Origin of the sequence: Prosthecomicrobium sp. N25 (genome assembly GCF_037203705.1) — a bacterium.
Classification (GTDB): Bacteria; Pseudomonadota; Alphaproteobacteria; order Rhizobiales; family Ancalomicrobiaceae; genus Prosthecodimorpha.
In genome coordinates this window covers 509,999-532,486 of record NZ_JBBCAT010000003.1, presented here as the reverse complement: position 1 = coordinate 532,486, position 22,488 = coordinate 509,999, and the positions used below count along the sequence as shown (strand labels likewise).

18 protein-coding genes are annotated in these 22,488 nt (G+C 70.5%); 5 read left to right on the top strand and 13 right to left on the bottom strand.

Going from position 1 to position 22,488, the window contains the following annotated elements; genetic code table 11:
* Positions 1–63: 63 nt before the first annotated feature.
* The 11 genes from WBG79_RS21720 to WBG79_RS21670 all read right to left on the bottom strand — a co-directional run bounded on the left by WBG79_RS21720 (position 64) and on the right by WBG79_RS21670 (position 14,604).
* Positions 64–1,044 (bottom strand): ABC transporter ATP-binding protein, encoded by a 981-nt coding sequence (locus tag WBG79_RS21720; RefSeq protein WP_337359312.1) that lies wholly within the window; start codon positions 1,042–1,044, stop codon positions 64–66.
* Positions 1,041–2,066 carry an ABC transporter ATP-binding protein gene (locus WBG79_RS21715; protein WP_337359311.1) on the bottom strand — a complete coding sequence of 342 codons (1,026 nt, stop codon included), beginning with the start codon at positions 2,064–2,066 and terminating at the stop codon, positions 1,041–1,043. The genes WBG79_RS21720 and WBG79_RS21715 overlap by 4 nt, the downstream gene beginning before the upstream one ends.
* Before the next feature lie 7 nt (positions 2,067–2,073).
* Entirely contained in the window at positions 2,074–2,988 is a 915-nt protein-coding gene (locus tag WBG79_RS21710; protein ID WP_337359310.1) for an ABC transporter permease subunit, read from the bottom strand.
* Positions 2,978–3,991 carry an ABC transporter permease subunit gene (locus tag WBG79_RS21705; RefSeq protein WP_337359309.1) on the bottom strand — a complete coding sequence of 338 codons (1,014 nt, stop codon included), beginning with the start codon at positions 3,989–3,991 and terminating at the stop codon, positions 2,978–2,980. The genes WBG79_RS21710 and WBG79_RS21705 overlap by 11 nt, the downstream gene beginning before the upstream one ends.
* A 78-nt stretch (positions 3,992–4,069) precedes the next feature.
* Positions 4,070–5,668 carry an ABC transporter substrate-binding protein gene (locus WBG79_RS21700; RefSeq protein ID WP_337359308.1) on the bottom strand — a complete coding sequence of 533 codons (1,599 nt, stop codon included), beginning with the start codon at positions 5,666–5,668 and terminating at the stop codon, positions 4,070–4,072.
* Between the two features lie 305 nt (positions 5,669–5,973).
* Positions 5,974–8,421 carry a GcvT family protein gene (locus WBG79_RS21695; protein WP_337359307.1) on the bottom strand — a complete coding sequence of 816 codons (2,448 nt, stop codon included), beginning with the start codon at positions 8,419–8,421 and terminating at the stop codon, positions 5,974–5,976.
* Position 8,422: 1 nt separating this feature from the next.
* Positions 8,423–9,319: a phosphotransferase gene (locus tag WBG79_RS21690; protein WP_337359306.1), complete on the bottom strand. Its 897-nt coding sequence runs from the start codon at positions 9,317–9,319 to the stop codon at positions 8,423–8,425.
* 61 nt (positions 9,320–9,380) lie between these two features.
* Positions 9,381–10,541, bottom strand: a complete 1,161-nt coding sequence (locus WBG79_RS21685) for an iron-containing alcohol dehydrogenase (protein ID WP_337359305.1) — start codon at positions 10,539–10,541, stop codon at positions 9,381–9,383.
* 79 nt (positions 10,542–10,620) lie between these two features.
* Positions 10,621–12,018 (bottom strand): aldehyde dehydrogenase family protein, encoded by a 1,398-nt coding sequence (locus tag WBG79_RS21680; RefSeq protein ID WP_337359304.1) that lies wholly within the window; start codon positions 12,016–12,018, stop codon positions 10,621–10,623.
* A gap of 133 nt (positions 12,019–12,151) precedes the next feature.
* Positions 12,152–13,519, bottom strand: coding sequence for a glutamine synthetase family protein (locus WBG79_RS21675; protein WP_337359303.1), 1,368 nt, complete (start codon positions 13,517–13,519; stop codon positions 12,152–12,154).
* A gap of 308 nt (positions 13,520–13,827) precedes the next feature.
* Complete coding sequence (locus tag WBG79_RS21670; RefSeq protein WP_337359302.1) at positions 13,828–14,604, bottom strand: N-formylglutamate amidohydrolase; 777 nt, start codon at positions 14,602–14,604, stop codon at positions 13,828–13,830.
* 157 nt (positions 14,605–14,761) lie between these two features.
* Between WBG79_RS21670 and WBG79_RS21665 the strand changes: the two genes are divergently transcribed.
* Entirely contained in the window at positions 14,762–15,634 is an 873-nt protein-coding gene (locus WBG79_RS21665; protein ID WP_337359301.1) for a MurR/RpiR family transcriptional regulator, read from the top strand.
* A gap of 34 nt (positions 15,635–15,668) precedes the next feature.
* Here the strand turns inward: WBG79_RS21665 and WBG79_RS21660 are convergent, their stop codons facing one another.
* Entirely contained in the window at positions 15,669–16,868 is a 1,200-nt protein-coding gene (locus WBG79_RS21660) for a hypothetical protein (RefSeq protein ID WP_337359300.1), read from the bottom strand.
* A gap of 151 nt (positions 16,869–17,019) precedes the next feature.
* On the bottom strand, positions 17,020–17,589 hold the full coding sequence (locus WBG79_RS21655) for a DUF1134 domain-containing protein (protein ID WP_443147494.1): 570 nt from the start codon (positions 17,587–17,589) through the stop codon (positions 17,020–17,022).
* 113 nt (positions 17,590–17,702) lie between these two features.
* Here WBG79_RS21655 and WBG79_RS21650 point away from each other — a divergent pair, with 113 nt between their 5' ends.
* The 4 genes from WBG79_RS21650 (at position 17,703) to WBG79_RS21635 (ending at position 22,480) form a co-directional block, all read left to right on the top strand.
* Entirely contained in the window at positions 17,703–18,341 is a 639-nt protein-coding gene (locus WBG79_RS21650; RefSeq protein WP_337359299.1) for a YHS domain-containing (seleno)protein, read from the top strand.
* Between the two features lie 132 nt (positions 18,342–18,473).
* Positions 18,474–19,136 (top strand): histidine phosphotransferase ChpT, encoded by a 663-nt coding sequence (chpT, locus tag WBG79_RS21645; RefSeq protein WP_337359298.1) that lies wholly within the window; start codon positions 18,474–18,476, stop codon positions 19,134–19,136.
* 129 nt (positions 19,137–19,265) lie between these two features.
* Positions 19,266–22,016: a hybrid sensor histidine kinase/response regulator gene (locus WBG79_RS21640; RefSeq protein ID WP_337359297.1), complete on the top strand. Its 2,751-nt coding sequence runs from the start codon at positions 19,266–19,268 to the stop codon at positions 22,014–22,016.
* Positions 22,013–22,480 carry a chemotaxis protein CheW gene (locus tag WBG79_RS21635; protein WP_337359296.1) on the top strand — a complete coding sequence of 156 codons (468 nt, stop codon included), beginning with the start codon at positions 22,013–22,015 and terminating at the stop codon, positions 22,478–22,480. Before WBG79_RS21640 ends, WBG79_RS21635 begins: the two co-directional genes overlap by 4 nt.
* Positions 22,481–22,488 lie beyond the last annotated feature (8 nt).

Sequence of the window (22,488 nt, the reverse complement as noted above, 5' to 3'; positions counted from 1 at the left end):
CGGGCAGTTCGAGTTGGAGCAGGTCGTTGTCGCTCGGATGTATCCCTCCGAGCGGGACCTGTTCTAGCCTACAGGGGCGGGCTCGGTGGCGAAACAGGCGGCCTGGTGGCGGTCGCCGGTCAGCTCCGGGCGCTCGCGCGGGCAGCGGTCGAAGGCGAGCGGGCAGCGGGGATGGAAGACGCAGCCCGAGGGCGGGGCGAAGGGCGAGGGGAGCTCGCCGCGGAGGATGATGCGCTCCTTCCGGGCGGCCGGGTCGGCGACCGGGGTCGCGGACAGCAGGGCGCGGGTGTAGGGGTGGCGCGGGTTCCGGAAGATGTCGTCGCGCGGGCCGATCTCGGCGACCCGGCCGAGATACATCACGAGCACGTCGTCGGCGATGTGCTTCACGACCGAGAGGTCGTGGCTGATGAACACGTAGGCGAGGCCGAACTCCGCCTGCAGCTCGGCGATCAGGTTCAGCACCTGCGCGCGGACCGAGACGTCGAGGGCGGAGACCGGCTCGTCCAGGACCAGGATCTTGGGGTTCAGCATCAGGGCGCGCGCGATGGCGATGCGCTGGCGCTGGCCGCCGGAGAACATGTGCGGGTAGCGGCCGGCATGCTCGCGGCGCAGGCCGACCCGCTCCAGCATGGCGAGGGCGGCCTCGCGCCGCTCGGCGGCGGGCCTGTCGGTGTTGACGAGGAGGGGCTCCTCGAGCGCGGCGCCGATGGTCTGGCGGGGGTTCAGGGAGCCGTAGGGGTTCTGGAAGACCATCTGCACCTTGCGGCGCAGCACGCGGAGGGTCTCGCCCGAGGCGCCGGTCACGTCGACGCCGTCGATGGCGAGGCGGCCGGCGGTCGGCTCCTCGATGAGGGTCAGCATGCGGCCGAGGGTCGACTTGCCCGAGCCGGATTCGCCGACGATCGCCAGGGTCTTGCCCGGGGCGACCGAGAAGGAGATGCCGGCGACCGCCTTCACGTCGGCCATGGGCGCGAACATGCCGCGGCTGACCCGGTAGGTCCGGTGCAGGTCGCGGGCTTCGAGGACGGGGGGCGGGGCGGTCATGCGGGCTCCGTCAGGCCGGCCGGGGCGGGAACGCCCGGGGGCAGGTTCCGAGGGGTCGGCCGGCCGGCCACGAGCGGGATGTGGCAGAGCGCGCGGCCGAGCTCCGCCCCCGCCTTGGCGGGCGGCACCGTCCGGCAGGCGTCGAACGCGAAGGCGCAGCGGGGCGAGAAGAGGCAGCCGGCGGGCCGGTCGAACTGGCCGGGGACCATGCCGGGGATGGAGGGGAGGCGCCGGGCGGTCGCGCGCTCGGGGAGCGCGGCGAGGAGGGCGGAGGTGTAGGGGTGGTGGGGGTCGGCGAAGAGCGCCGGGGTCGTCGCCTCCTCGACCTGCTGGCCGGCATACTGGACGATCACGCGCTCGGAGGTCTCGGCGACCACGCCCATGTCGTGGGTGATGAGGACGAGACCCATGCCGGTGTCGTTGCGGAGCTTGACCAGGAGGTCGAGGATCTGGGCCTGGATGGTCACGTCGAGCGCGGTGGTCGGCTCGTCGGCGATGAGCAGCTTCGGCCGGCACGCGATCGCGATGGCGATCATCACGCGCTGGCTCATGCCGCCGGAGAGCTGGTGCGGGAAGGCCGAGAGGCGGCGCTCCGGCTCGGGGATGCCGACCTGGGTGAGGAGATCGATGGCGCGGGCCCGGCGGGCGGCGCGGTCGAGGCCGAGATGCTCCTTCAGGGACTCGCCGAGCTGGAAGCCGACCGTGAAGCACGGGTTCAGCGAGGTCATCGGCTCCTGGAAGATCATCGCCACGTCCTTGCCGATCAGCCGGCGGCGCTCCCGGGGCGTGATGCGGAGGAGGTCGCGGCCCTCGAAGGCGAGGCGGTCGGCGGTCACACGGGCGGTCCTGGGCAGGAGACCCATGACGGCCAGCATGGCTACCGACTTGCCCGAGCCGGATTCGCCGACGATCGCGACGATCTCCCGCGGGTCGACGGCGAGCGACACCCGGTCGACGGCCCTGAAGAGGCCGGCGCGGGTCTCGAACTCGACGGTCAGGTTGCGGATGTCGAGGAGGGGCATGGGGGCCTCAGCTCTTCTTCAGCTTCGGGTCGAGCGCGTCGCGCAGGCCGTCGCCCATCAGGTTGATGGAGACGACCGTGACCAGGATGGCGAGGCCGGGCAGCGTGACGATCCAGGGGTCGGAGCGGATGAACTCGCGGCTGTCGGCCAGCATGGAGCCCCACTCCGGCGTCGGCGGCTGGGCGCCGAGGCCGAGGAAGCCGAGGGCGGCGGCCTCCAGGATGGCGTCGGAGACGCCGAGGGCGGCCTGCACGATGAGCGGCGCAAGACAGTTGGGCAGCACCGTCACGAACATCAGGCGCAGGCGGCCGACGCCGACCACCCGGGCGGCGGTGACGTAGTCCTTGCCGATCTCGGAGAGCGCGGAGGCGCGCACCAGGCGGACATAGCGCGGCAGGTACACGATGGTGACGGCCCAGATGGTGTTGGTCAGGCTGGGGCCGAGGACCGCGACCACGAGGATGCAGAGGACGAGGCTCGGGATGGCGATGATCAGGTCCATCACGCGCATGATGGCGGTGTCGACGAGCCCGCCCGCGAAGGCGGCGACGAGGCCGAGGCTGACGCCGACCAGGACGGAGACGACCATCACGGAGAGGCCGATGAAGAGGGAGATGCGCGCGCCGTGGATCAGGCGGGAGAGCGTGTCGCGCCCGAGCGCGTCGGTGCCGAGGACGAAACGCCAGGTGCCGCCGTCCTCCCAGACCGGCGGGGCCTTGGAGAATTCGCGAAACTGCTCGATCGGCGAGTAGGGCGCGATCCAGTCGGCGAAGACGGCCATCAGGGCGATGATCGTCAGCACCACGAGGCCCGCCACCGCGCCCCGGTTCTCGCGGAAGGACGACCAGAAGGCGCCGAAGGGGGTCTGTGCCGCCGGTCCGGCAGTCAGCGCCGGGGCGGGTGCGGTCGCGTCAGCGGGCATGGCGGAGCCTCGGGTTGATGGCGCCGTAGAGAAGGTCGACCAGGAGATTGACCATGATCACGATCGAGGAGATCAGCATGATGCCGCCCTGCAGGGCCGGATAGTCGCGCCGGGCGATCGATTCGATCAGCCACTTGCCGATGCCGGGCCAGGAGAAGATCGTCTCGGTCAGCACCGCGCCGGCGAGCAGCGTGCCGATCTGCAGGCCGATGGAGGTCACGACCGGGATCATGGCGTTGCGCAGCGCATGCAGGCCGATGACGCGGAAGGGGGAGAGGCCCTTGGCGCGGGCCGTGCGGACGTAGTCCTCCGAGAGGACCTCGAGCATGGACGAGCGGGTGATGCGGGCGATGACGGCGAGCGGGATGGTGCCGAGCACGATGGTCGGCAGGATCAGGTGGTGAAGTGTATCCAGGAAGGCGCCCTCCTGGTCGGAGAGCAGGCTGTCGATCAGCATAAAGCCGGTGACGGGCTCGAAATAGAACTTGATCGGGTCGATGCGGCCGGAGACGGGGGTGAGGCCCCAGCGCTCGGAGACGAGCATGATGAGCAGGAGGCCCCACCAGAAGATCGGCATCGAGAAGCCGACCACCGAGGCGCCCATGACGGTGTGGTCGAAGGGCTTGCCGCGCTTCACCGCCGCGGTGACGCCGGCCGGCACGCCGAGGAGCACGGCGAACAGCATGGCGCAGAGGCTGAGCTCGACGGTCGCCGGGAAGAGGGTCGCGAACTCGGTCAGGACCTTCTCGGAGGTGACGAGCGAGGTGCCGAAGTCGCCGTGGACGAGCCCCCAGACATAGTCGCCGAACTGCTTCCAGACCGGCTGGTCGAGGCCCATCTCGTGGCGGAGCTGTGCGAGCCGCTCGGGCGAGATGCCGCGCTCGCCGCGCCTGACCTCGACCGGGTCGCCGGGCACGAGCCGGATCATCACGAAGGTGACGAACATCAGCGCCAGGAAGGTCGGCAGGGTCAGCGCCAGTCGGCGCAGGAGGTACTTGATCATGGGCGGGATCTTACCGTCTAGCAGAAAGGCCGGCGGAGTCGCCCCCGCCGGCCGAAGTCCGTCAGGTCGCGGGATGCGTCACTGCATCTCGACGCCGTAGAACTCGTGGCGGCCGAAGGGCGAGATCTTCCAGCCCTTCACCTCCTTGCGGACCGGCTCGTAGACGACCGAGTGCGCAATGGTGAACTGGGGCGCCTCCTCCTTGGCGATGACCTGCATCTCCTCGTAGAGCTTCGTCCGCTCCTTGACGTCGCTGAGTGCGCGCGCCTTGATCAGGCGATCCTCGAAGTCCTTGTTGCACCACTTGGAGAGGTTCTGGCCGCCCGGACGGGCACCGGTGCAGCCGAGCAGGAAGAAGAAGTTGTCCGGGTCGCCGTTGTCGCCGGTCCAGCCGAGCTGGCCGGTCATGTGCTCACCCTGCTGCAGGCGCTTGCGGTACTCGCCCCACTCGTAGGAGACGAGCTTGGCGTTCACCCCGACCTTGGCGAGGTCGGCCTGCATCATCTCGGCGATGCGCTTGGCGTTCGGGTTGTAGGGACGCTGGACCGGCATCCACCACAGGTCGATCTCGAGCGGCGCCTTGACGCCGGCGGCGGCCAGCATGGCCTTGGCCTTCTCGGGATCGTAGGGGTAGTCCTTCACGGCGTCGTTGTAGGACCAGATGGTCGGCGGGATCAGGTTCTTGGCGGCCTGGCCGGCGCCCTGGTAGACGTCGCGGATGATCGCCGCCTTGTCGATCGCCATGTTGAAGGCCTGGCGGACCTCCTTCTTATCGAAGGGCGGCTTCTGCACGTTGAAAGCCCAGTAGGCGATGTTGAGGCCGGGCTGGTTCAGGAGCTGGATGTTCGCGTCCTTCTTGATCTCCTCGAGATCGGCCGGGCGCGGGGCGATCATGACGTGGCACTCGCCCTTCTTCAGCTTGGCGAGGCGGGCGGTCGGATCCGGCGTGATGGCGTAGACGAGGTCGTCGATCTTGGCCTTGCCGCCGAAGTAGCCGTCGAAGGCCTTGTAGCGGATGACCGCGTCCTTCTGGTAGTTGACGAACTGGAAGGGGCCGGTGCCGACCGGGAACTGGTCGATCTGCTCGAGCTTGCCGGCCTTCTGCAGCATGTCGGCGTATTCGGCCGAATGGATCGTGGCGAAGTCCATGGCGAGATTCGCCATGATGGACGCGTTCGGCTCCTTGAGCTTCATGACGACGGTGTAGTCGTCCTTCTTCTCGATCGCCTCGAGCGAGGTCGGCATGTCCATGTCGCCGAAGTAGTCGTACTTGCCGCCCGAGATCTTGTGGTAGGGGTGATCCTCCTTCCATTGGCGATTGAACGACCACAGGACGTCGTCGGCGTTGAAGTCGCGGGTCGGCTTGAAGCCGTTGACGCCCGTATGGAATTTGACGCCCTTGCGGAGGTTGAAGGTGATGATCTTGCCGTCCTCCGAGACGGACCATTTCTCGGCGAGCCCGGGGACGACGGTGGTCGTGCCGCGCTCGAACTCGACGAGTTGGTTGTAGACGGGGCGAGCCGCGTCGAAGGAGGTGCCCGTGGTGTTCAGGGCCGGGGTGAAGTTCTCCGGGCTGCCTTCCGAGCAATAGACCAGCGTCTTGGCGCCGGCTGCGGTGGCGCCGAGGGCGGCGGCCGCGAAGAGCGCGAGCACACCTGCTTTACCGACGAAATTCATGGAACGACTCTCCCTGTTCTTCTGGGCCGTCCGGGACCGGGCCGGGCCCCGCCGGACGAGCGTCCGCAACGGCCCGCCGCGGGATCTGTGCGCGTCCCGCGGGCGATCCGGCGATCAAAGCCGAAGAGGGCAAGCGAAGCAATGGGGACTCGCGCAAAAACGCCTGGAAAGATGCCGATCAGGGGCGGTCGTCATTTCACCAAGGCCCGAATATCAGGATTCCAGTTCCGCTGAGGGCAATCATCGGAGAAAATGGTTCTGTCTGGGCCGGCACTGCTTTCGGCTCGAAACAGGCGTCCGGGCGTTCAGGCGCGGATGCGGGCGCCCGAGGGGTCCCAGGGCGGGTCCAGGAACACGGTGGCGGGGACGCGGTCGCCGGCGACCTCCAGCTCGTAGGCGCCGGACAGGACGAAGTCGCGGTCGACCCCGGCCTCCCGGCGGACGTAGCCGTAGCCGAGCGCGCGGCCGACCGTGTGGCCGTGGCCGCCGCTCGCCAGCCAGCCGACGCGCTCGCCGTTCCGGTAGATGGTCTCGCGCCCCAGGAGGGTGACGGCGGGGTCGGCCGAGAAGCCGGCAAGGAGCCGCGGCAGGGGGGCGGCGGCCTGGTGCTCCAGGGCCTCCCGACCGAGGAAGGGCAGGCCGGTCTTCAGCTTCACGAAGGCGGCGAGCCCGGCGACGAGCGGCGAGTGGTCCGGCCCGATCTCCGCTCCCCAGGCGCGGTAGCCCTTCTCCAGGCGCAGGGTCTCGATGGCGCGGTAGCCGGCGTTGCGGAGGCCCTGCGGCGCGCCGGCGGCCATGAGGGCATCGTAGAGGGTCGCGGCGAACTCGACCGGCACGTGCAGTTCCCAGCCGAGCTCGCCCACATACGTGACCCTGAGGGCGAGGACCGGGCAGCCGGCCACGGAGATCGGGCGGGCGGCGGCGAAGGGGAAGGCGGCGTTGGAGACGTCGTCGCGGGTGAGGGCTTGCAGGATCGCGCGGGCCCTCGGTCCCATCAACACCAGCACGGCGGTTGCCGAAGTCGTGTCGACCAGCCGGGCGTCCAGGCCAGGCGGGATGTTGGTCGCGATCCAGTGGGCGTCGTGGGTGGCGAAGCCGGTGCCGGTGACGATCAGGGTGCGGTCCGGGGCGAGGCGGGTGACGGTGAGGTCCGCCTCGATGCCGCCGCGCGCGTTGAGGAGCTGGGTGTAGACGATGCGGCCCGGCGGCTTGCGGACGTCGTTGGCGCAGATCCACGAGAGCGCGGCCTCGGCGTCGCGGCCGACGAGCTCGAACTTGGCGAAGGAGGTCTGGTCGAAGAGGACGGCGGCCTCGCGGGCGGCCCGGTGCTCGCGGGCGACGGCCGCGAACCAGTTCGGACGATCGAAGGCGTAGACGTCGCGCGGGCTCTCGCCGGCGGCGGGGTCGGCGAACCAGTTGGGGCGCTCCCAGCCGAGCTTCTCGCCGAAGCAGGCGCCGGCGGAGCGGAGCCGGTCGTAGAGCGGCGAGCGGCGGAGCGGGCGGCCGGCCTCGGGCTCCTCGGAGGGCCAGGCCATGGTGTAGTGGCGGGCGTAGGCCTCCATGGTCCGGGTCCGGAGCCAGCCGAGGTCATGGTGGTTGCGCCCGAAGCGCCGGATGTCGACGGGCCAGAGGTCGAATGGCGGGGCGCCGGTCGCGATCCATTCGGCGAGCGCCATGCCGGCACCGCCGCCCGAGGCGATGCCGAAGGCATTGAAGCCGGCGCCGACGAAGACGCCGCGCACCTCCGGGGCCTCGCCGAGGATGAAGTTGCCGTCCGGTGTGAAGCTCTCCGGGCCGTTGATCATTTCCTTGATGCCGGCCCCGGCGAGCGCCGGGACGCGGCCGAGGGCGAGCTCCATGGTCGGCTCGAAATGGTCCCAGTCGGGCTGAAGGAGCTGGAACTCGAAGGGAGACGGCGGCGGGTCGACGTCCCAGAGCCTCGGGTTCGGCTCGTAGCCGCCCATGACGAGGCCGCCGACCTCCTCCTTCCAGTAGGTGAGACGGTCCGGGTCGCGCAGCGTGGGCAGGTCCGGGGTGACGCCGTCGATGCGGTCCGTGATCACGTACTGGTGCTGGATGGAGACGAGGGGCACGTTGACCCCCGCCATCCGGCCGACCGCGCGCGACCACTGGCCCGCGCAGATCACCACCTTCTCGCAGGCGATGCGGCCTTGGTCGGTCTCGACGGCGCGGACGCGGCCGTCCTCGACCGCGATGCCGGTCACGGCGACGCCCTCCCGGATGGCGACGCCGGTCCTGCGGGCGCCCTTGGCGAGCGCCGCGGCGATGTCGGAGGGGGAGGCCTGGCCGTCGGTCGGCAGGAAGGCGGCGCCGACCACGTCGTCGACCTGCATGAGCGGCCAGAGGTCCTTCGCCTCCCGGGGAGACAGCACGTGCATCTCGAGGCCGAAGGAGCGGGCGGTGGTCGCCTGGCGCTTCACTTCGATCATCCGCTCCGGGCGGCAGGCGAGGCGGAGGCCGCCGTTGCGCTTCCAGCCGGTCGCCTGGCCGGTCTCGGCCTCCAGGCGGTCGTAGAGGTCGACCGAGTAGCCGAGCAGGCGTGTGATGTTGGCCGATGTCCGGAGCTGGCCGACGAGACCGGCGGCGTGCCAGGTCGAGCCCGAGGTGAGCCGGCCGCGCTCCAGAAGGACGACGTCGGTGAGGCCCATGCGGCCGAGGTGGAGCGCGGTCGAGCAACCGACGATGCCGCCGCCGACGATGACGATGCGGGCGCTCGCGGGCAGGTCGGTCATCTCAGCGCTCCGTGGCTTCGAAGTCGGCGAGGGCAGCCTCGAAGCGGGCGAGGTTCTCGGCCGTGTAGGCGGCGTAGTCGAAGGCGATCCGGCTGTGGATCTCCGAGACCATGCTCCACAGCGTCTCCCTGAGCAGCGAGGCGGCCGTCATGGCGAGGAAGCGCCGGCGGAGCTCGTCGACGAGGGGGCGTTCGAAATAGGCCTCGACGAGGGCGTCCCGCAGCGCGGGCGGCATCCCGGCGTTGGAGGCCAGGCCGCCGAGGTCGAAGAGGGGGGAATTGAACCCGGCATAGTCCCAGTCGACCAGCCAGAGGCGGCGGCCGTCGTCGATCAGGTTGGCGGGCAGCAGGTCGTTGTGGCCGAAGACGAGGTCGATGGGCCCGACGCCCTTGTGCAGGCGGCGGGCGGCCTCGGCGAGGCGGGGCAGGGCGGGAGCGTGCGGCGACCCGGCCTCGTTCAGCGTGTGCACGTAGTCGCTGACCACGTGGAAGACCCAGAAGAGCGGCGCCGGGCCGCGCAGGTGGCGCGGGATCTCCTGGTGGGCGCGGCGGACGAGGTCGACGAGGCGGTCGAGATAGGCCGGATCGGCGACGTCGGCGGCCGTCAGGGTGCGGCCCTCGACGAAGTCGATGACGAGGGCGCCCGGCCGGGCGTGGACGACGCGCGGCGAGACGCCGGCGGCGTGGGCGGCGCGGCTCGCTGCCCGCTCGTTGGAACGCAGGATGCCGTGGACCGGGATGTCGCCGCCGATGCGGACGACGTAGCGCCGGCCGGCGTCCTCGACGACGAAATTGGTGTTGGTGATGCCGCCCTCGAGCGGCCGCGGATCGACCGGTCCCGACCAGCAGGGCAGCGCGGCGGCCTCGGCGGCCGCGGTGTCGGCCGGGGCCGGGCTCATGGGGGCGGCCTCCCCGCCCGGGCCGGCGGACGGCCGGTCGGCGCGGGGAGGGCGGCCGGCATCAGACCTTGCCCTCCAGGGCGTGGCGGAAGATCTTCTTGGCGCCGCCCTTGGTCAGCTTGACCGGGTTGCCGCCGGCGGTCGGGTCGACCACCGCCATGCGGGCGATCTGGTCGAGCCTGCCGTCGTCGACCTTGAAGGCTTCGAGCGTGTGCGGCACGCCGATCTCCTCGCGGAGCTCCAGGACCCAGTGGAGCACGCCCTTGTAGTTGCGCTTCTTCAGGCCGAGCCAGGCGGCCAGCCGCTCCATCTTGTCCGAGATCGCCTTCCTGTTGAAGGCCATCACGTAGGGCATGAAGACCGCGTTGGTCATGCCGTGGTGGGTGTCGTAGAGGGCGCCGACCGGGTGCGACATGGCGTGGATGGCGCCGAGGCCCTTCTGGAAGGCGGTCGCGCCCATGGCGGCGGCGGACATCATGTGGGCGCGGGCCTCGATGTCGGAGCCGTCCCGGACGGCGCGCGGCAGGAAGTCCTTGACGAGCCGCATGCCCTCCACCGCGATGCCCTCGGCCATGGGGTGGTAGCCGGGCGCGCAGTAGGCCTCGAAGCAGTGGGCGAGCGCGTCCATGCCGGTGCCGGCGGTCAGGAAGGGGGGCAGGCCGAGGGTCAGTTCCGGGTCGCAGATCGTCACCACGGGCATCATCTTCGGGTGGAAGATGACCTTCTTGGTGTGGGTCTTCTCGTTCGTGATCACGCCCGCGCGGCCGACCTCCGAGCCGGTGCCGGCGGTGGTCGGCACCGCGATTACGGGGGCGATGCCGGCCGGGTCGGCGCGGGTCCACCAGTCGCCGATGTCCTCGAAGTCCCACATCGGGCGCTTCTGGCCGGTCATGAAGGCGACCACCTTGCCGGCGTCGAGGGCCGAGCCGCCGCCGAGCGCGACCACGCCGTCGTGGCCGCCGGCCTTGTAGGCGGCGACGCCGGCGGCGACGTTCGATTCGATCGGGTTCGGCTTGACGTCCGAGAAGACGGCGGCGGGCTTGCCGGCCTCCTTCAGGATGGTCAGCACCGCGTCGAGCATCGGCAGCTTCGTGATCCCCGGGTCGGTCACCAGCAGGGGGCGCTCGATGCCGGCGATCGCGAGGGCGTCGGGAAGCTCGGCGACGCGGCCGGCGCCGAAGCGGACGGCGGTGGGGTAGTTCCAGTTGGCGCGCAGGGTCATCGATCGGTCCGGGGTCTTGGGGTCGGCGGTCCGGCCTGGGGCGGCCGGGGTGATCGGGCGGCGTCTCGGCCGCCCGGCCTCAGGTGGTGGAGAGGCGCAGGTGGTAGCTCTTCGGCCGCGTCAGGGCTTCGTAGCCGATGGCCGAGAGGGCGGCGCCGCGGCCGGTGTCCTTGACGCCGGTCCAGACGAGGCCGGGGTCGAGATAGTCGCAGCGGTTCATGTAGACGGTGCCGGTCTCCACGGCGTCGCCGACCCGCTTCGCGGCGGCGACGTCCTCGGTCCAGATCGAGGCGGTCAGGCCGTAGGGGCTGTCGTTCATCAGGCGGATCGCCTCGTCGTCGTCCTTCACCTTCATGATGCCGACCACGGGCCCAAAGCTCTCCTCGGTCATGACCGTCATGCCGTGGGTCACGCCGGTCAGGATCTGCGGGGCGAGGTAGGGAGAGCCGTCGCGGTTCTCCGGGAAGGCCTTCGGGTCGAGATGCGGCTTCGCGCCGGCCGCGATCGCCTCGGCGGTCTGGCGGCGGACCACGTCAGCGAGGTTGGTGCGGGCCATGGGGCCGAGGGTCGTGTCGCCGGACAGCGGGCTTCCGAGGACGTATTTCGCGGTGAGGTCGACGGCGTCCTTCACGAAGCGGTCGTAGAGGCTCTCGTGCACGTAGATGCGTTCGATGCCGCAGCAGCACTGGCCGGAGTTGAAGAAGGCGCCGTCCACCAGGTTCTCGACTGCGAAGGGCAGGTTGGCGTCGGCCATCACGTAGGCCGGGTCCTTGCCGCCGAGCTCCAGGCCGCAGGTCGTGAAGGTGCCCGCGCAGGCGCGCTCGATGGCGCGGCCGCCGGCGACCGAACCCGTGAAGGCCACGTGGTTCACGTGGCCACCCGCGATGATGCGGGTCGACTGGTCGTGGGAGAGGACGAGGTGCTGGAACAGGCCCTCCGGCAGGCCGATGCGGTCGAAGGCGTCCTGGAAGCGGTCGCCGACGAGGAGCGTCTGGGCGGCATGCTTCAGGATCACGGCGTTGCCGGCGATGAGCGCGGGGACGACCGAGTTGACCGTCGTCAGGTAGGGGTAGTTCCAGGGCGCGATGGTGAAGACGATGCCGACCGGCTCGCGCAGCACGTAGCGCTCGAAGCCGGGGCGGACGTCCTTCGGGACCACGGGGGCGAGCGCCTCCTCGGCGATCCCGGCCATGTAGCGGGTGCGCTCCTCCAAGCCGCGCAGCTCGCCCTGGCCGTAGCGGATGGGCCGGCCCATCTGCCAGGCGAGTTCCTCGCCGATGCGGTTCCCCTGCGCCTTCATGGCATCGACGAGGCCGAGCACACGCTTCGCGCGCTCGGCGACCGGCACCTTGCGCCAGGCCTTCTGGGCGGCGCGGGCGCGGGCGAGGGCGGCCTCGATCTCGGCCTCGGTGGCGGTCGGGCGGTCGACGTAGACGCTGCCGTCGACGGGGGAGATGCACTGGATGGTGGCGGACATGGCGGGACTCCGATGCGGGGGCCCTTCCGCGCCGTCCGATGGCGGCGGCCGGGGCCGGGCGCGGCCGGCGGGACGGGCCGTGAGGCGAAGCGGGGACGGCTCGGCAAGGCCGGGATTTGTGATCACAATTTCCTTAGATGATCTCGAAGTACCTTTCCATCTCCCAGTCGGTGATGGCCTTGCGGAATTCGCGCTCTTCCCATTCGCGGGTGGCGGCGTAGTGCTCCACGAAGGCGTCGCCGAAGAGGGCGCGGGCGGGCTTCGAGGCCTTCAGGCGCTGCGCCGCATCCCAGAGGGTGCGCGGCAGCTGGCGCTTGGCGGCGTGCTTCTTCTCGTAGGAATTGCCCTGGATGGCCGGGTCGGGCTCGATGCGGTTCTCCACCCCCCAGAGGCCCGAGCCGATCGCGGCGGCGAGCGCGATGTAGGGGTTGATGTCGGCGGCGGCGATCCGGTACTCGACCCGCTGGGACTTCTCCGAGCCCGGGATGGCGCGCAGGGCGCAGGTTCGGTTCTCGATGCCCCAGGTGGCGTCGGTCGGGGCCCAGAAGCCGGGGATCAGGCGCGTGTAGCTGTTGACCGTGCAGGCCACCATGGCGAGCAGCTCGGGCATCAGCGCCTGCTGGCCGCCGATCCACCAGCGCATGATGTCCGAGATGCCATGCGGCTTGGACGGATCGTGGAAGACGCCCTTGCCGTCCTGCGTCAGCGAGCAGTGGATGTGGCCGGACTGGCCGGGCCAGTCGCGCGACCATTTGGCCATGAAGGTCGCCATCCAGCCGCGCTGCTGGGCGAGCACCTTGGTGAAGGTCTTGAAGAGCGCCGCCTTGTCGGCCGCCGCCAGGGCGTCGTCGACGCGGATGGCGGCCTCGAGCACGCCCGGGCCGGTCTCGGTGTGCAGGCCTTCGAGCTCGAAGTCCATGTCCCGGGCCGTGCCGAGGAGCTCGTGGTAGAAATCGGCGTGCACGGTGGAGCGGAGCATCGAGTAGCCGTAGAAGCCCGGCGTGATGTTCCTGAGGTCCTTGTAGCGCTTCTCCCGGACGGAATGCGGGGTCTCCTCGAAGAGGAAGAACTCGAACTCCACGGCGCTCTTCACGGCGAAGCCCTGGTCGGCGGCGCGGGCCAGCACCCGCTTCAGGGTGGAGCGCGGGCAGGCCGCCTCGTGGGGGCCCGCGAACTCGCCGAGGAAGAGCGGCAGGTCGTCCTCGAAGGGGATGAGGCGCATGGAGGAGGGGACGACCCGGATCTCCGCGTCCGGGTAGGCGGTGTGCCAGCCGGTCAGGGCGACGTTGTCGTAGAGCTGGTCGTTGGAGTCCCAGCCCAGCACCACGTCGCAGAAGCCGAAGCCCTTCTCCAGCGAGGAAAGGAACTTGTCGCGGGCCATGTACTTGCCGCGCATGACGCCGTCCACGTCGAAGACGCCGACCTTCACGAAGGGCAGGTCGCGGTCTGCGATGTAGCGGGCGGCGTCCTCGGCGGTCTCGATCTTCGGGATTTCGGTCATCGGCGGGCCTCGGCTGGGCGGAACGGGGGAACGGGAGCGGGCCGGAGTGGCGACCCGCTCCCGAGGCGAGGCTACCGGATCGCTCCGACGGCCCTGGCGGCTTCCAGATCGGCCTTCTGCCTGGAGGCGATCATGTCGCCGATCGGCGGTCCCTGGAAGCGCTTGTTCTCTGGGGGGAAAGGGACAACAACGGGGGAGGCGCGGCGGGCGGGCGCCGCGACGGCGGCTGGGTCCGGCGGCCGATGGCGGAGCCCGGTCCCCTCGCCCCGATCCTCGCTATCCCTGGCGGGCCTCCCGACCATCGCGTCTCAGGCTCCCCGGATGATGGGCGCGAGCGCGGCCTCGCGGAGCACGCCGGCGAGCCGGTCGCCCCAGGCCCGCGCCGCCGCCTCGTCGCCGACGAGGTCGTTGCGCAGTTCGATCATGACGGTCGGCAGGCCGCGGCGGAGACCATGCCGCTCGAGCGTGTGGTAGACCCGGTCGGCGGGACTGTAGGGCTCGTTGAGGCCGACGTGGAGGTCCGGATCGGCGGCGAGCCGGGCCGCGACCGCCCGCGCGAGGGTGGCATCGCGGTCGTCGAAGATCACCCCCACGTGCCAGGGTCGCGGACGGCCGTGCATGGCGGGGGTGAAGGTGTGGATCGCGACCAGCGCGGGCTCGACGCCGCCGGCGAGCCGGGCCGCGATCGTCTCCTCGACGGCGGCATGATAGGGCGCGTAGGCCTCGGCGACGCGGCGGGCGCGCTCTGCGGGTGTGAGCTCCCGGTTGCCGGGGATCGGCGTCGCCTCGCCGACCTCGACGATGGAATCGGGCGCGGACGGCTCGCGGTTGCAATCGATCACCAGCCTCGACACGGTCGAGCGGACGAGCGGCGCGTCGAGGGCGGCCGACAGGGCGCGCGCGACGGGCAGGGCGCCGGGATCCCAGGCGAAGTGGGCGGTCAGGTCCGCCGGCGCGAGGCCGAGCGTGCCGAAGCGGGAGGGAAGGCGATTGTCGGCGTGGTCGCACAGGACCACCCAGGCGCCGCTGCCCTCCGTCCGCTCCACCACGGCCGCGGGCTCCATCCCCGCTGCGTCACCCGCCATCGCGATTGCCTCGATCCCTGTCCCGGCCAATCGAAGCCGAGCTGTAATCATCATTCCAACTGAGATGGAAAAGTCAAACTCGAAATGGGAGTTTCAATGCCCGCCTGCGGCGGATTCGGCTAGTCTCACCGGGAACGGAGACCAGGGGGAAGGGGCGATGCCGGCAATCAGGGACGAGGACGCCTCGGTTGCGGAAGTGGTGCGCGGGAGCCTGACGAGCCTGACGGCGACCGAACGGAAGGCCGCGCATGCGCTGCTCGCCAACTACCCGGCCGCCGGTCTCGCGCCGGTGGCGGAGTTCGCGGAGCGCGCGGGCGTGAGCGCGCCGTCGGTCCTGCGATTCGTCGCCAAGCTCGGATGCCAGGGCTATCCGGACCTGCAGCGCCGGCTTCGCGCCGAGCTGGAGGCGCAAGCGGCTTCCCCGCTGGTCAAGACGAAGGGCGCCGCGCTCGCGGCCGAGACGCCGCACTCGCTGGCCGACCGGTTCGCGGCGGCCGCCGCCGACAATCTGGCGCAGACCTTCCGGCATCTTCCTCCGGCGGAGTTCGAGGCGGTGGTGGAGCTCCTGGCCGATCGCCGCCGGGGCGTGTTCCTGATCGGGGGACGGTTCACGGACTCGCTGGCGCGCTATGCGGCTGCGCATCTCGGGCTGATCCGGCCCCGGGTCGTGCACGTGGCGAGCCAGGTCGGGGTCTGGCGCGACCATCTCGTCGACATCGCGCGGCGCGACGTGATGATCGTCTTCGACATCCGCCGCTACCAGCCGGACGTGGTCGAGTTCGCGCGGGCTGCCGCGCGGCGGGGGGCTGTGGTGGTGCTGGTCACCGACCAGTGGCTCTCGCCGGTGGCGCGCCATGCCGAACACGTGCTCTCCGGCCGCATCGCCGTCCCGTCGCGGTGGGATTCCACCGTGGCGCTGCTGGCGCTGGTGGAGGCGCTGATGGCCGCCACCACGGAGCGGCTCGGCGACGCCGCCCGGGCGCGGATCGAGGAGCTCGAACGCCTGCGCCAGGATCCGGAGGCCCGCTGAGGGCCGGGGGCGTGGCCGATGCCGGGCGCGCGGCCTAGCCGGCCGTCGTCGCGTCCGGGGGGCGCTTGTCCTGCTGCAAGGCCCTGATGCGGTCCGCGAGGCTCGGCGCGCGCGCGGGGCCGGGCACGAAGACGGTCGCGTCCTCGTCCGCCGCAGGCCTCGCCGACGGGACGGCGCCAGCGGGGGCGGCAGCCCCGTTCTCGACAGGGGGGGCGGCGAGCTCTCCGCGATCCTTGTCGCCGGTGAGCACGACCAGTTGGGCGGCGAGGTCGGCGAGACGCTCGCGCAGGAGACCGATCTCGCCGGGTGCCGCGGCCGGCTCGGCGGGCCCGGTCGCCGGGGCCGGTGCCCGACCCTCCCGGCCGGCTTGCGCGGCGAGCGCGTCGCGCTCGGCGGCCAGCCGGCGGACGGTCGCCTCGAGCTCGGCATTGGACCGCTCGAGCTCCTCGACCGAGCGCCTCACGTTGTCGCCGACCGGCACCGCCTCGGCGGCGGCGAGCCGGGCCTCCGCGGCGGCGAGCTTCTCGGCCGTGGCACGGAGCTGCTCGGTCTTCAGCGTGAATTCGCGGGCCCGGTCGGCGAGGGCGGCCTCGGCGCGCTGCAGGCGCTCGCGGGTGTCGGCGAGAAGGCTCTCGCGCTTGTCCAGCTCGGTCTCGGCGAGTTCGGCGCGCGTCACGGTGCGGCGCTGCTCGTCGGTGATGTTGACCACGCGGGCCTCGAGGGACTGGATGGAGGTCCTGAGCGTGGCGATCTCGAGCTTGCGGGCGTCGAGGTCGGCCAGCATGTCGGCGAGGCGCACCTTGAGGTCGTTGAACTCGGCCGCCTGGGCCTCGTTGGCCTGCAGGGCGGCGGTGCGCTCCTCCGTCACCTTCGCCAGGGCGCCGGCCACGGCCGTGCGCTCGGCCTCGGTGGTCTCCAGCTTGCGCCGCGTCTCGTCGCGCTCGGCCGAGACCGCGTCGAGCCGGTCGCGGCTTCGGCTCGCCTCGATCTGGCGCTCGGCGGCGCGGCGCCGGAGTTCGCCGGCGGCGAGTTCGAGGCGCCGCGTCTCGCGGGCGAACTCGGCACGGAGCTGGTCGCGGCTGGCCTTGATCTCGGCGAGGCTGAGCGGTGTCGAGGCCTCGATGCGGCGCTTGGTCAGGCGGACGGCCCGCCGCCAGATCGCCGGCAGGACCATGAGGGCGAGAAGGCCCGCCAGCAAGAAGCCGAGCGCGAAGTAGAGGGCCAGTTCGATCAAGTCGCGTCACTCCGCCGGCGAGATCTCGGTCCGGCACGAGATTGCTTAGCACGACTGAACCCGGCCTCGCATCGGCCAATCCACAGGCAATGCGCGCCGCGGCGGGGCCGTGGCGCGCTCGCGACAGGTCCGGGCGGACGTCAGGGAAGCCTCAGAAAGGATTCCAGGTCGCGTTGGGGGTGAACTTGAGATAGCCGAGGTTGACGCCGAGCCGGGCCCCGACGCCGGCGCGGACCGGAACGACGTAGATGTTGCCGCTGGCGAGCGCCGTCATGCCGAAGCCGCCGATGAAGTAGACCGAGCCGTCGACGCCGCCGAAGCGCTGGTAGATGGCGTCCACCGCGGGCAGATTGTAGACGAGCATCATGGTCCGCGCGCCCTCGCCGCCGAAGTCCCAGCCGATCGACGGGCCCTGCCAGAAGATCCGGTGCTGGCCCTGGTCGCGCGTGTGGAGCGTGCCTTCGCCGTAACGCAGGCCGGCCGCGATCGCCCCGGCGCCCTCCTCGCCGAGGATATAGCCGTTCGGCTGGCCGTACTGGGACACCGCCTTCTCGAGGACGGTCGCGAGCCCGCCCGAGACGTTGCCGAAGAACTTGTGGCCGGTCGAGACCAGTTCGTTGACCGTGTAGGTGCTGTTGGTCTGCGCGCCGGCGGGGGCCGCGGCGAGCGCCAGGGCGGCCATGGCCGCGAGCATGAACTTCGTGAACCAGTGCCGAAGCATGGACTTTGACCCTCGTGTCGGACGCCTTGGCCCTGTCGGTCGGGCTCGCCTTTAACGGGAGCTCCAGGTCTTGCCGGTATCGTCGCACCGGTCGAGCGGCGGACGAATCATTCATGGACGAGTTTAGCGGAAATCGGGCGAAGCCAGGGCGACGGCCGCCCCAGGTGTTGAGAGGGGGCCGGCGGGCCGCCGCCGTCGCGCTCCTGGCGATCGTCCCGCTGGCGCCGGCGCTGGCGGCCGGCGGGGGCGGGCACGGGTCGGAACCGGCCGCGGCCGCGGGGCCGCCGCCGCCCGGACCGCCCCGGCCGAAACCCGCCTATGCCCCGCCGCCGAAGCTCGAGGCCGTGGTCGTCGCCCCGCGGCTGCCGCGCATGACCGCCGATCCGCGGACCGGCATTGCCATCGGGGGCATCGATCCGGTCAGCTATTTCGTGGAGCCGGAGCCGCGGGAGGGCGCCCCCCGCTTCGAACTGGAGTGGCGGGGGGCGACCTGGCGTTTCCTGAACGAGGGCAACCTGATGGCCTTCCGGGCCGACCCGGAGGTCTACGCGCCCCGCTTCTCGGGCCTCTGCGTGTTCCAGCTCGCCGCCGGCCTGATCGCCGAGGCGGAGCCCGGGCACTGGGTGATCCACCGGGACCGGCTCTATCTCTTCGCCACCGCGGCCCATCGGGTCGGGTTCCTGTCCGACCCGGACGCCATGGTGGCGAGCGCGGAGGCGAACTGGCCGGACATCGCCGGGGAGCTGCCGTAAGCGGGCGCGGCGAGGCTTTCCGATGCTATGAAACGGGGGGGCGGGCGTGTATCGGTGGCAGATCCCCCGGAAGGTGATTCGGACCGCCACGGCCGAGGACCGTTCCGGAGCCACAGCCGGAGTCCAGTCCCGATGGCCGACGCCGCCGACATCGCCGCCCTCGACCTCGCCGCCCTCCTCGCCAGCCGCGTCTGCCACGACATCATCTCGCCGGTCGGGGCGATCACCAACGGCCTGGAGGTGCTCGACGAGGACGCGAGCGAGGAGATGCGGTCCTTCGCGATGGACCTCATCAAGAAGAGCGCCCGGCAGGCCTCCGCCAAGCTGCAGTTCGCGCGGCTCGCCTTCGGGGCGGCCGGGTCGGCGGGGGCCGAGATCGACCTCGGCGACGCCGAGCAGGTCACCCGCGGCTTCATGGCGGGCGAGAAGGCCTCGATCGAGTGGCATGCCGCGCGCGTCCTGATGCCGAAGAACAAGGTGAAGCTGCTGCTGAACCTCGTCCTGATCGCCACCCATGCGATCCCGCGCGGAGGCGTCATCAAGGTGACGGTGGAAGGCGAGCCGGCCCGGCCGAGCTTCCGGCTGGTCGCCACCGGCACGAACGCCCGCATCCCGCCAGGCGTCGACGGCATCCTGGTCGGACGTCTGCCCGAGCAGGCGCCCGACGCCCACATGATCCAGCCGATCTACGCCGGACTGCTCGCCCGTGCGGCGGACATGAACGTCTCGGTCGAGAAGGTCGATGACTCGGTCGTCTTCAGCGCGGTCATGGCCGAATCCTCTCCTACGTATTAACCGCCTGGTGCAATTTCTAGATTTCCGTTGGGGCAGCAAGCGTCTCTTAACGTATCGCCCGGATACTGGACCTCGACATGCGGAAAGGGCATCGGCCCGACACCGCAGACAGAGGGCAGGTAGCGGGCCATGGACGATCTGCTTCGCGAATTTCTGACGGAGACCAACGAGAGCCTCGACGTGGTCGACGTCGAACTCGTCAAATTCGAGCAGGACCCCAACAACGCCAAGATCCTGGCGAACATCTTCCGCCTCGTGCACACCATCAAGGGCACGTGCGGTTTCCTCGGCCTGCCCCGCCTCGAGGCGATCGCGCATGCGGCCGAGACGCTGATGGGCAAGTTCCGGGACGGCGTCCCGGTGACGCCGCAGGCGGTCAGCCTGGTGCTGAACTCGCTGGACCGGATCAAGTCGCTCGTCGGCGAGCTGGAGGCGACCGAGCAGGAGCCGGCCGGCTCGGACGAGGACCTGATCTCCCTGCTCGAGCAGATGGCCGAGGGCAAGATGCCGGCCGCCGCGGCGCCGCCGCCCCCGGTCGCCGAAGCCCCTCCCGCGCCGAAGCTCGTCCAGGCCGACGGGCCCAAGCACACCGAGGGAGAACTCGTCTACCAGGTCCTGGAGCGCCCCCTGCGTCCGGGCGAGGTCTCGCTCGACGAGCTGGAGCGCGCGTTCCGGGAGACGGACGCCGACGTTCCGCTCGCCCGTCAGGCCGAGGCCAAGATCGAGGCTCAGCACAAGAAGGAAGCCGCCGCCGCTAAGGACCCCGAAAAGCGCGACGGCAAGGACGGCGACGGCGAAGCCGGCGGCAAGGCCGGGTCCGTGGCCCAGCAGAGCATCCGCGTCTCGGTCGACACGCTCGAGCACCTGATGACCATGGTCTCGGAGCTCGTGCTGACGCGCAACCAGCTCCTCGAGATCGTGCGGCGCCATGAGGACTCCGAGTTCAAGGTCCCGCTGCAGCGGCTCTCCAACGTCACGGCCGAGCTGCAGGAAGGGGTCATGAAGACCCGCATGCAGCCGATCGGAAACGCCTGGCAGAAGCTGCCGCGGGTCGTGCGCGACCTGGCCCAGGAGCTCGGCAAGCAGATCGAGCTCGAGATGATCGGGCAGGACACCGAGCTCGACCGGCAGGTGCTGGAGCTGATCAAGGACCCGCTCACCCACATGGTGCGCAACTCGGCCGATCACGGCCTGGAGACGCCCGAGCAGCGCAAGGCGGCGGGCAAGCCGGAGAAGGGCACCATCAAGCTCTCGGCCTACCACGAGGGCGGCCACATCATCATCGAGATCGCCGACGACGGCCGCGGCCTGAACGTCGACAAGATCAGGCAGAAGGTCGTCGAGAACGGGCTCGCCACCGAGGCCGAGCTCGAGAAGATGACCGAGCAGCAGATCAACAAGTTCATCTTCGCGCCGGGCTTCTCGACGGCCTCGAAGGTCACCAACGTGTCCGGTCGCGGCGTGGGGATGGACGTCGTCAAGACGAACATCGATGCGATCGGCGGCACGGTCGACCTGAGGAGCGCCCAGGGCCAGGGCACCAACTTCACGATCAAGATCCCGCTGACGCTCGCCATCGTGTCGACGCTGATCGTGGAATCGGCCGGCGACCGTTTCGCGATCCCGCAGCTCTCCGTCGTCGAGCTGGTGCGGGCGCAGTCGAATACCGAACACCGCATCGAGCGCATCCGCGACACGCCGGTGCTGCGCCTGCGCAACAAGCTCCTGCCGCTGGTGCACCTCTCCAGGCTCCTCGGCATCTCGAGCCTCGATCCGGCCAAGCAGGAGAAGTCCGAGGACGACGGCTTCATCGTCGTCATGCTGGTCGGCAACCAGACCTTCGGCCTCGTGGTCGACGCGGTGTTCCACACCGAGGAAATCGTCGTGAAGCCGATGTCGACGATGCTGCGGCACATCACGATGTTCTCGGGCAACACGATCCTGGGCGACGGCTCGGTGATCATGATTATCGACCCGAACGGCATCGCGCAGGCGCTCGGCGGGGTCGCCGGTACGCAGGTCAACGACGAGCGCGGGTCGGAGGAGGAGAGGGCGCGCGAGGACGCGCAGACCATCTCCATGCTGCTCTTCCGGGCCGGGTCGATGGAACCCAAGGCGGTCCCGCTCTCGCTGGTCACGCGCCTCGAGGAGTTCTCGGTCGACAAGGTCGAGCACTCGAACGGACGCGACCTGGTGCAGTATCGCGGCTCGCTGATGCCGCTCGTCTACTTCGACGAGATGATGCAGCGCAAGTCGGAGGGCAGCCTGCCGATGCTCGTCTTCTCGGATGCCGGCCGGTCCATGGGGCTGGTGGTGGACGAGATCATCGACATCGTCGAGGACCGGCTCGACATCCAGGTCGGTTCTGAGCGTCCGGGCGTGCTGGGCTCGGCCGTCATCAAGGGCAAGGCGACGGAGGTGGTCGACATCGGCTACTACCTGCCGCAGGCCTTCGAGGACTGGTTCCGCCGCAAGGAGCTGAAGCAGGAGGCGCTCACCCGCACGCTGCTGTTCGTCGACGACGCGGCCTTCTTCCGCAACATGCTCGGGCCCGTGCTGAAGGCGGCCGGCTTCAACGTGACGAGCGTCGAGTCCGCCGTCGACGCCCTCAAGCTCTTCGACGAGGGCCGCCGCTACGACGTGGTCGTCTCCGACATCGAGATGCCGGACATGAACGGCTACGAGTTCGCCGAGACGCTGAAGCGGCATCCCAAGTTCCGCGCGATCCCGATCCTCGCCCTGTCGGCGATCTGCACGCCGGCTTCGATCGAGCGCGGCCGGCAGGCCGGCTTCGACGACTACATCGCCAAGTTCGACCGGGCCGGCCTGATCGCCGCGCTGAAAGAGGTCACCACCTACGACTACGGAGTCGCGGCATGAGCGAGGACATCTCCAGCCTCACGGATTCGGTGCAGTACGTCACCGTCGTGATCGGGGGGCAGCTGTTCGGGCTGCCGATCGAGCGCGTCCACGACGTCTTCATGCCGGAATCGATCACCCGGGTGCCGCTGTCGCGGCCCGAAATCGCGGGCGTCCTCAACCTGCGCGGCCGGATCGTCACGTCGATCGACATGCGCAAGCGCCTGCACCTGCCGCCGCGTGCGGAAGGGGGCCACGCCATGGCGGTGGGCATCGAGCACAAGGGCGAATCCTACGGGCTCCTGATCGACAACGTCGGGGAGGTCCTGACGCTGCCGACGGCGGGGCGCGAGCCGAACCCGGTCAACCTGGACTCGCGCTGGGCGTCGATCTCGGGCGGCGTCCATCGCCTGAACGGGCAGCTGATGGTCATCCTCGACGTCGACCGCGTGCTCGGCGGGATGGCCGAGAGCCTGGCCGCATGACGGCGATC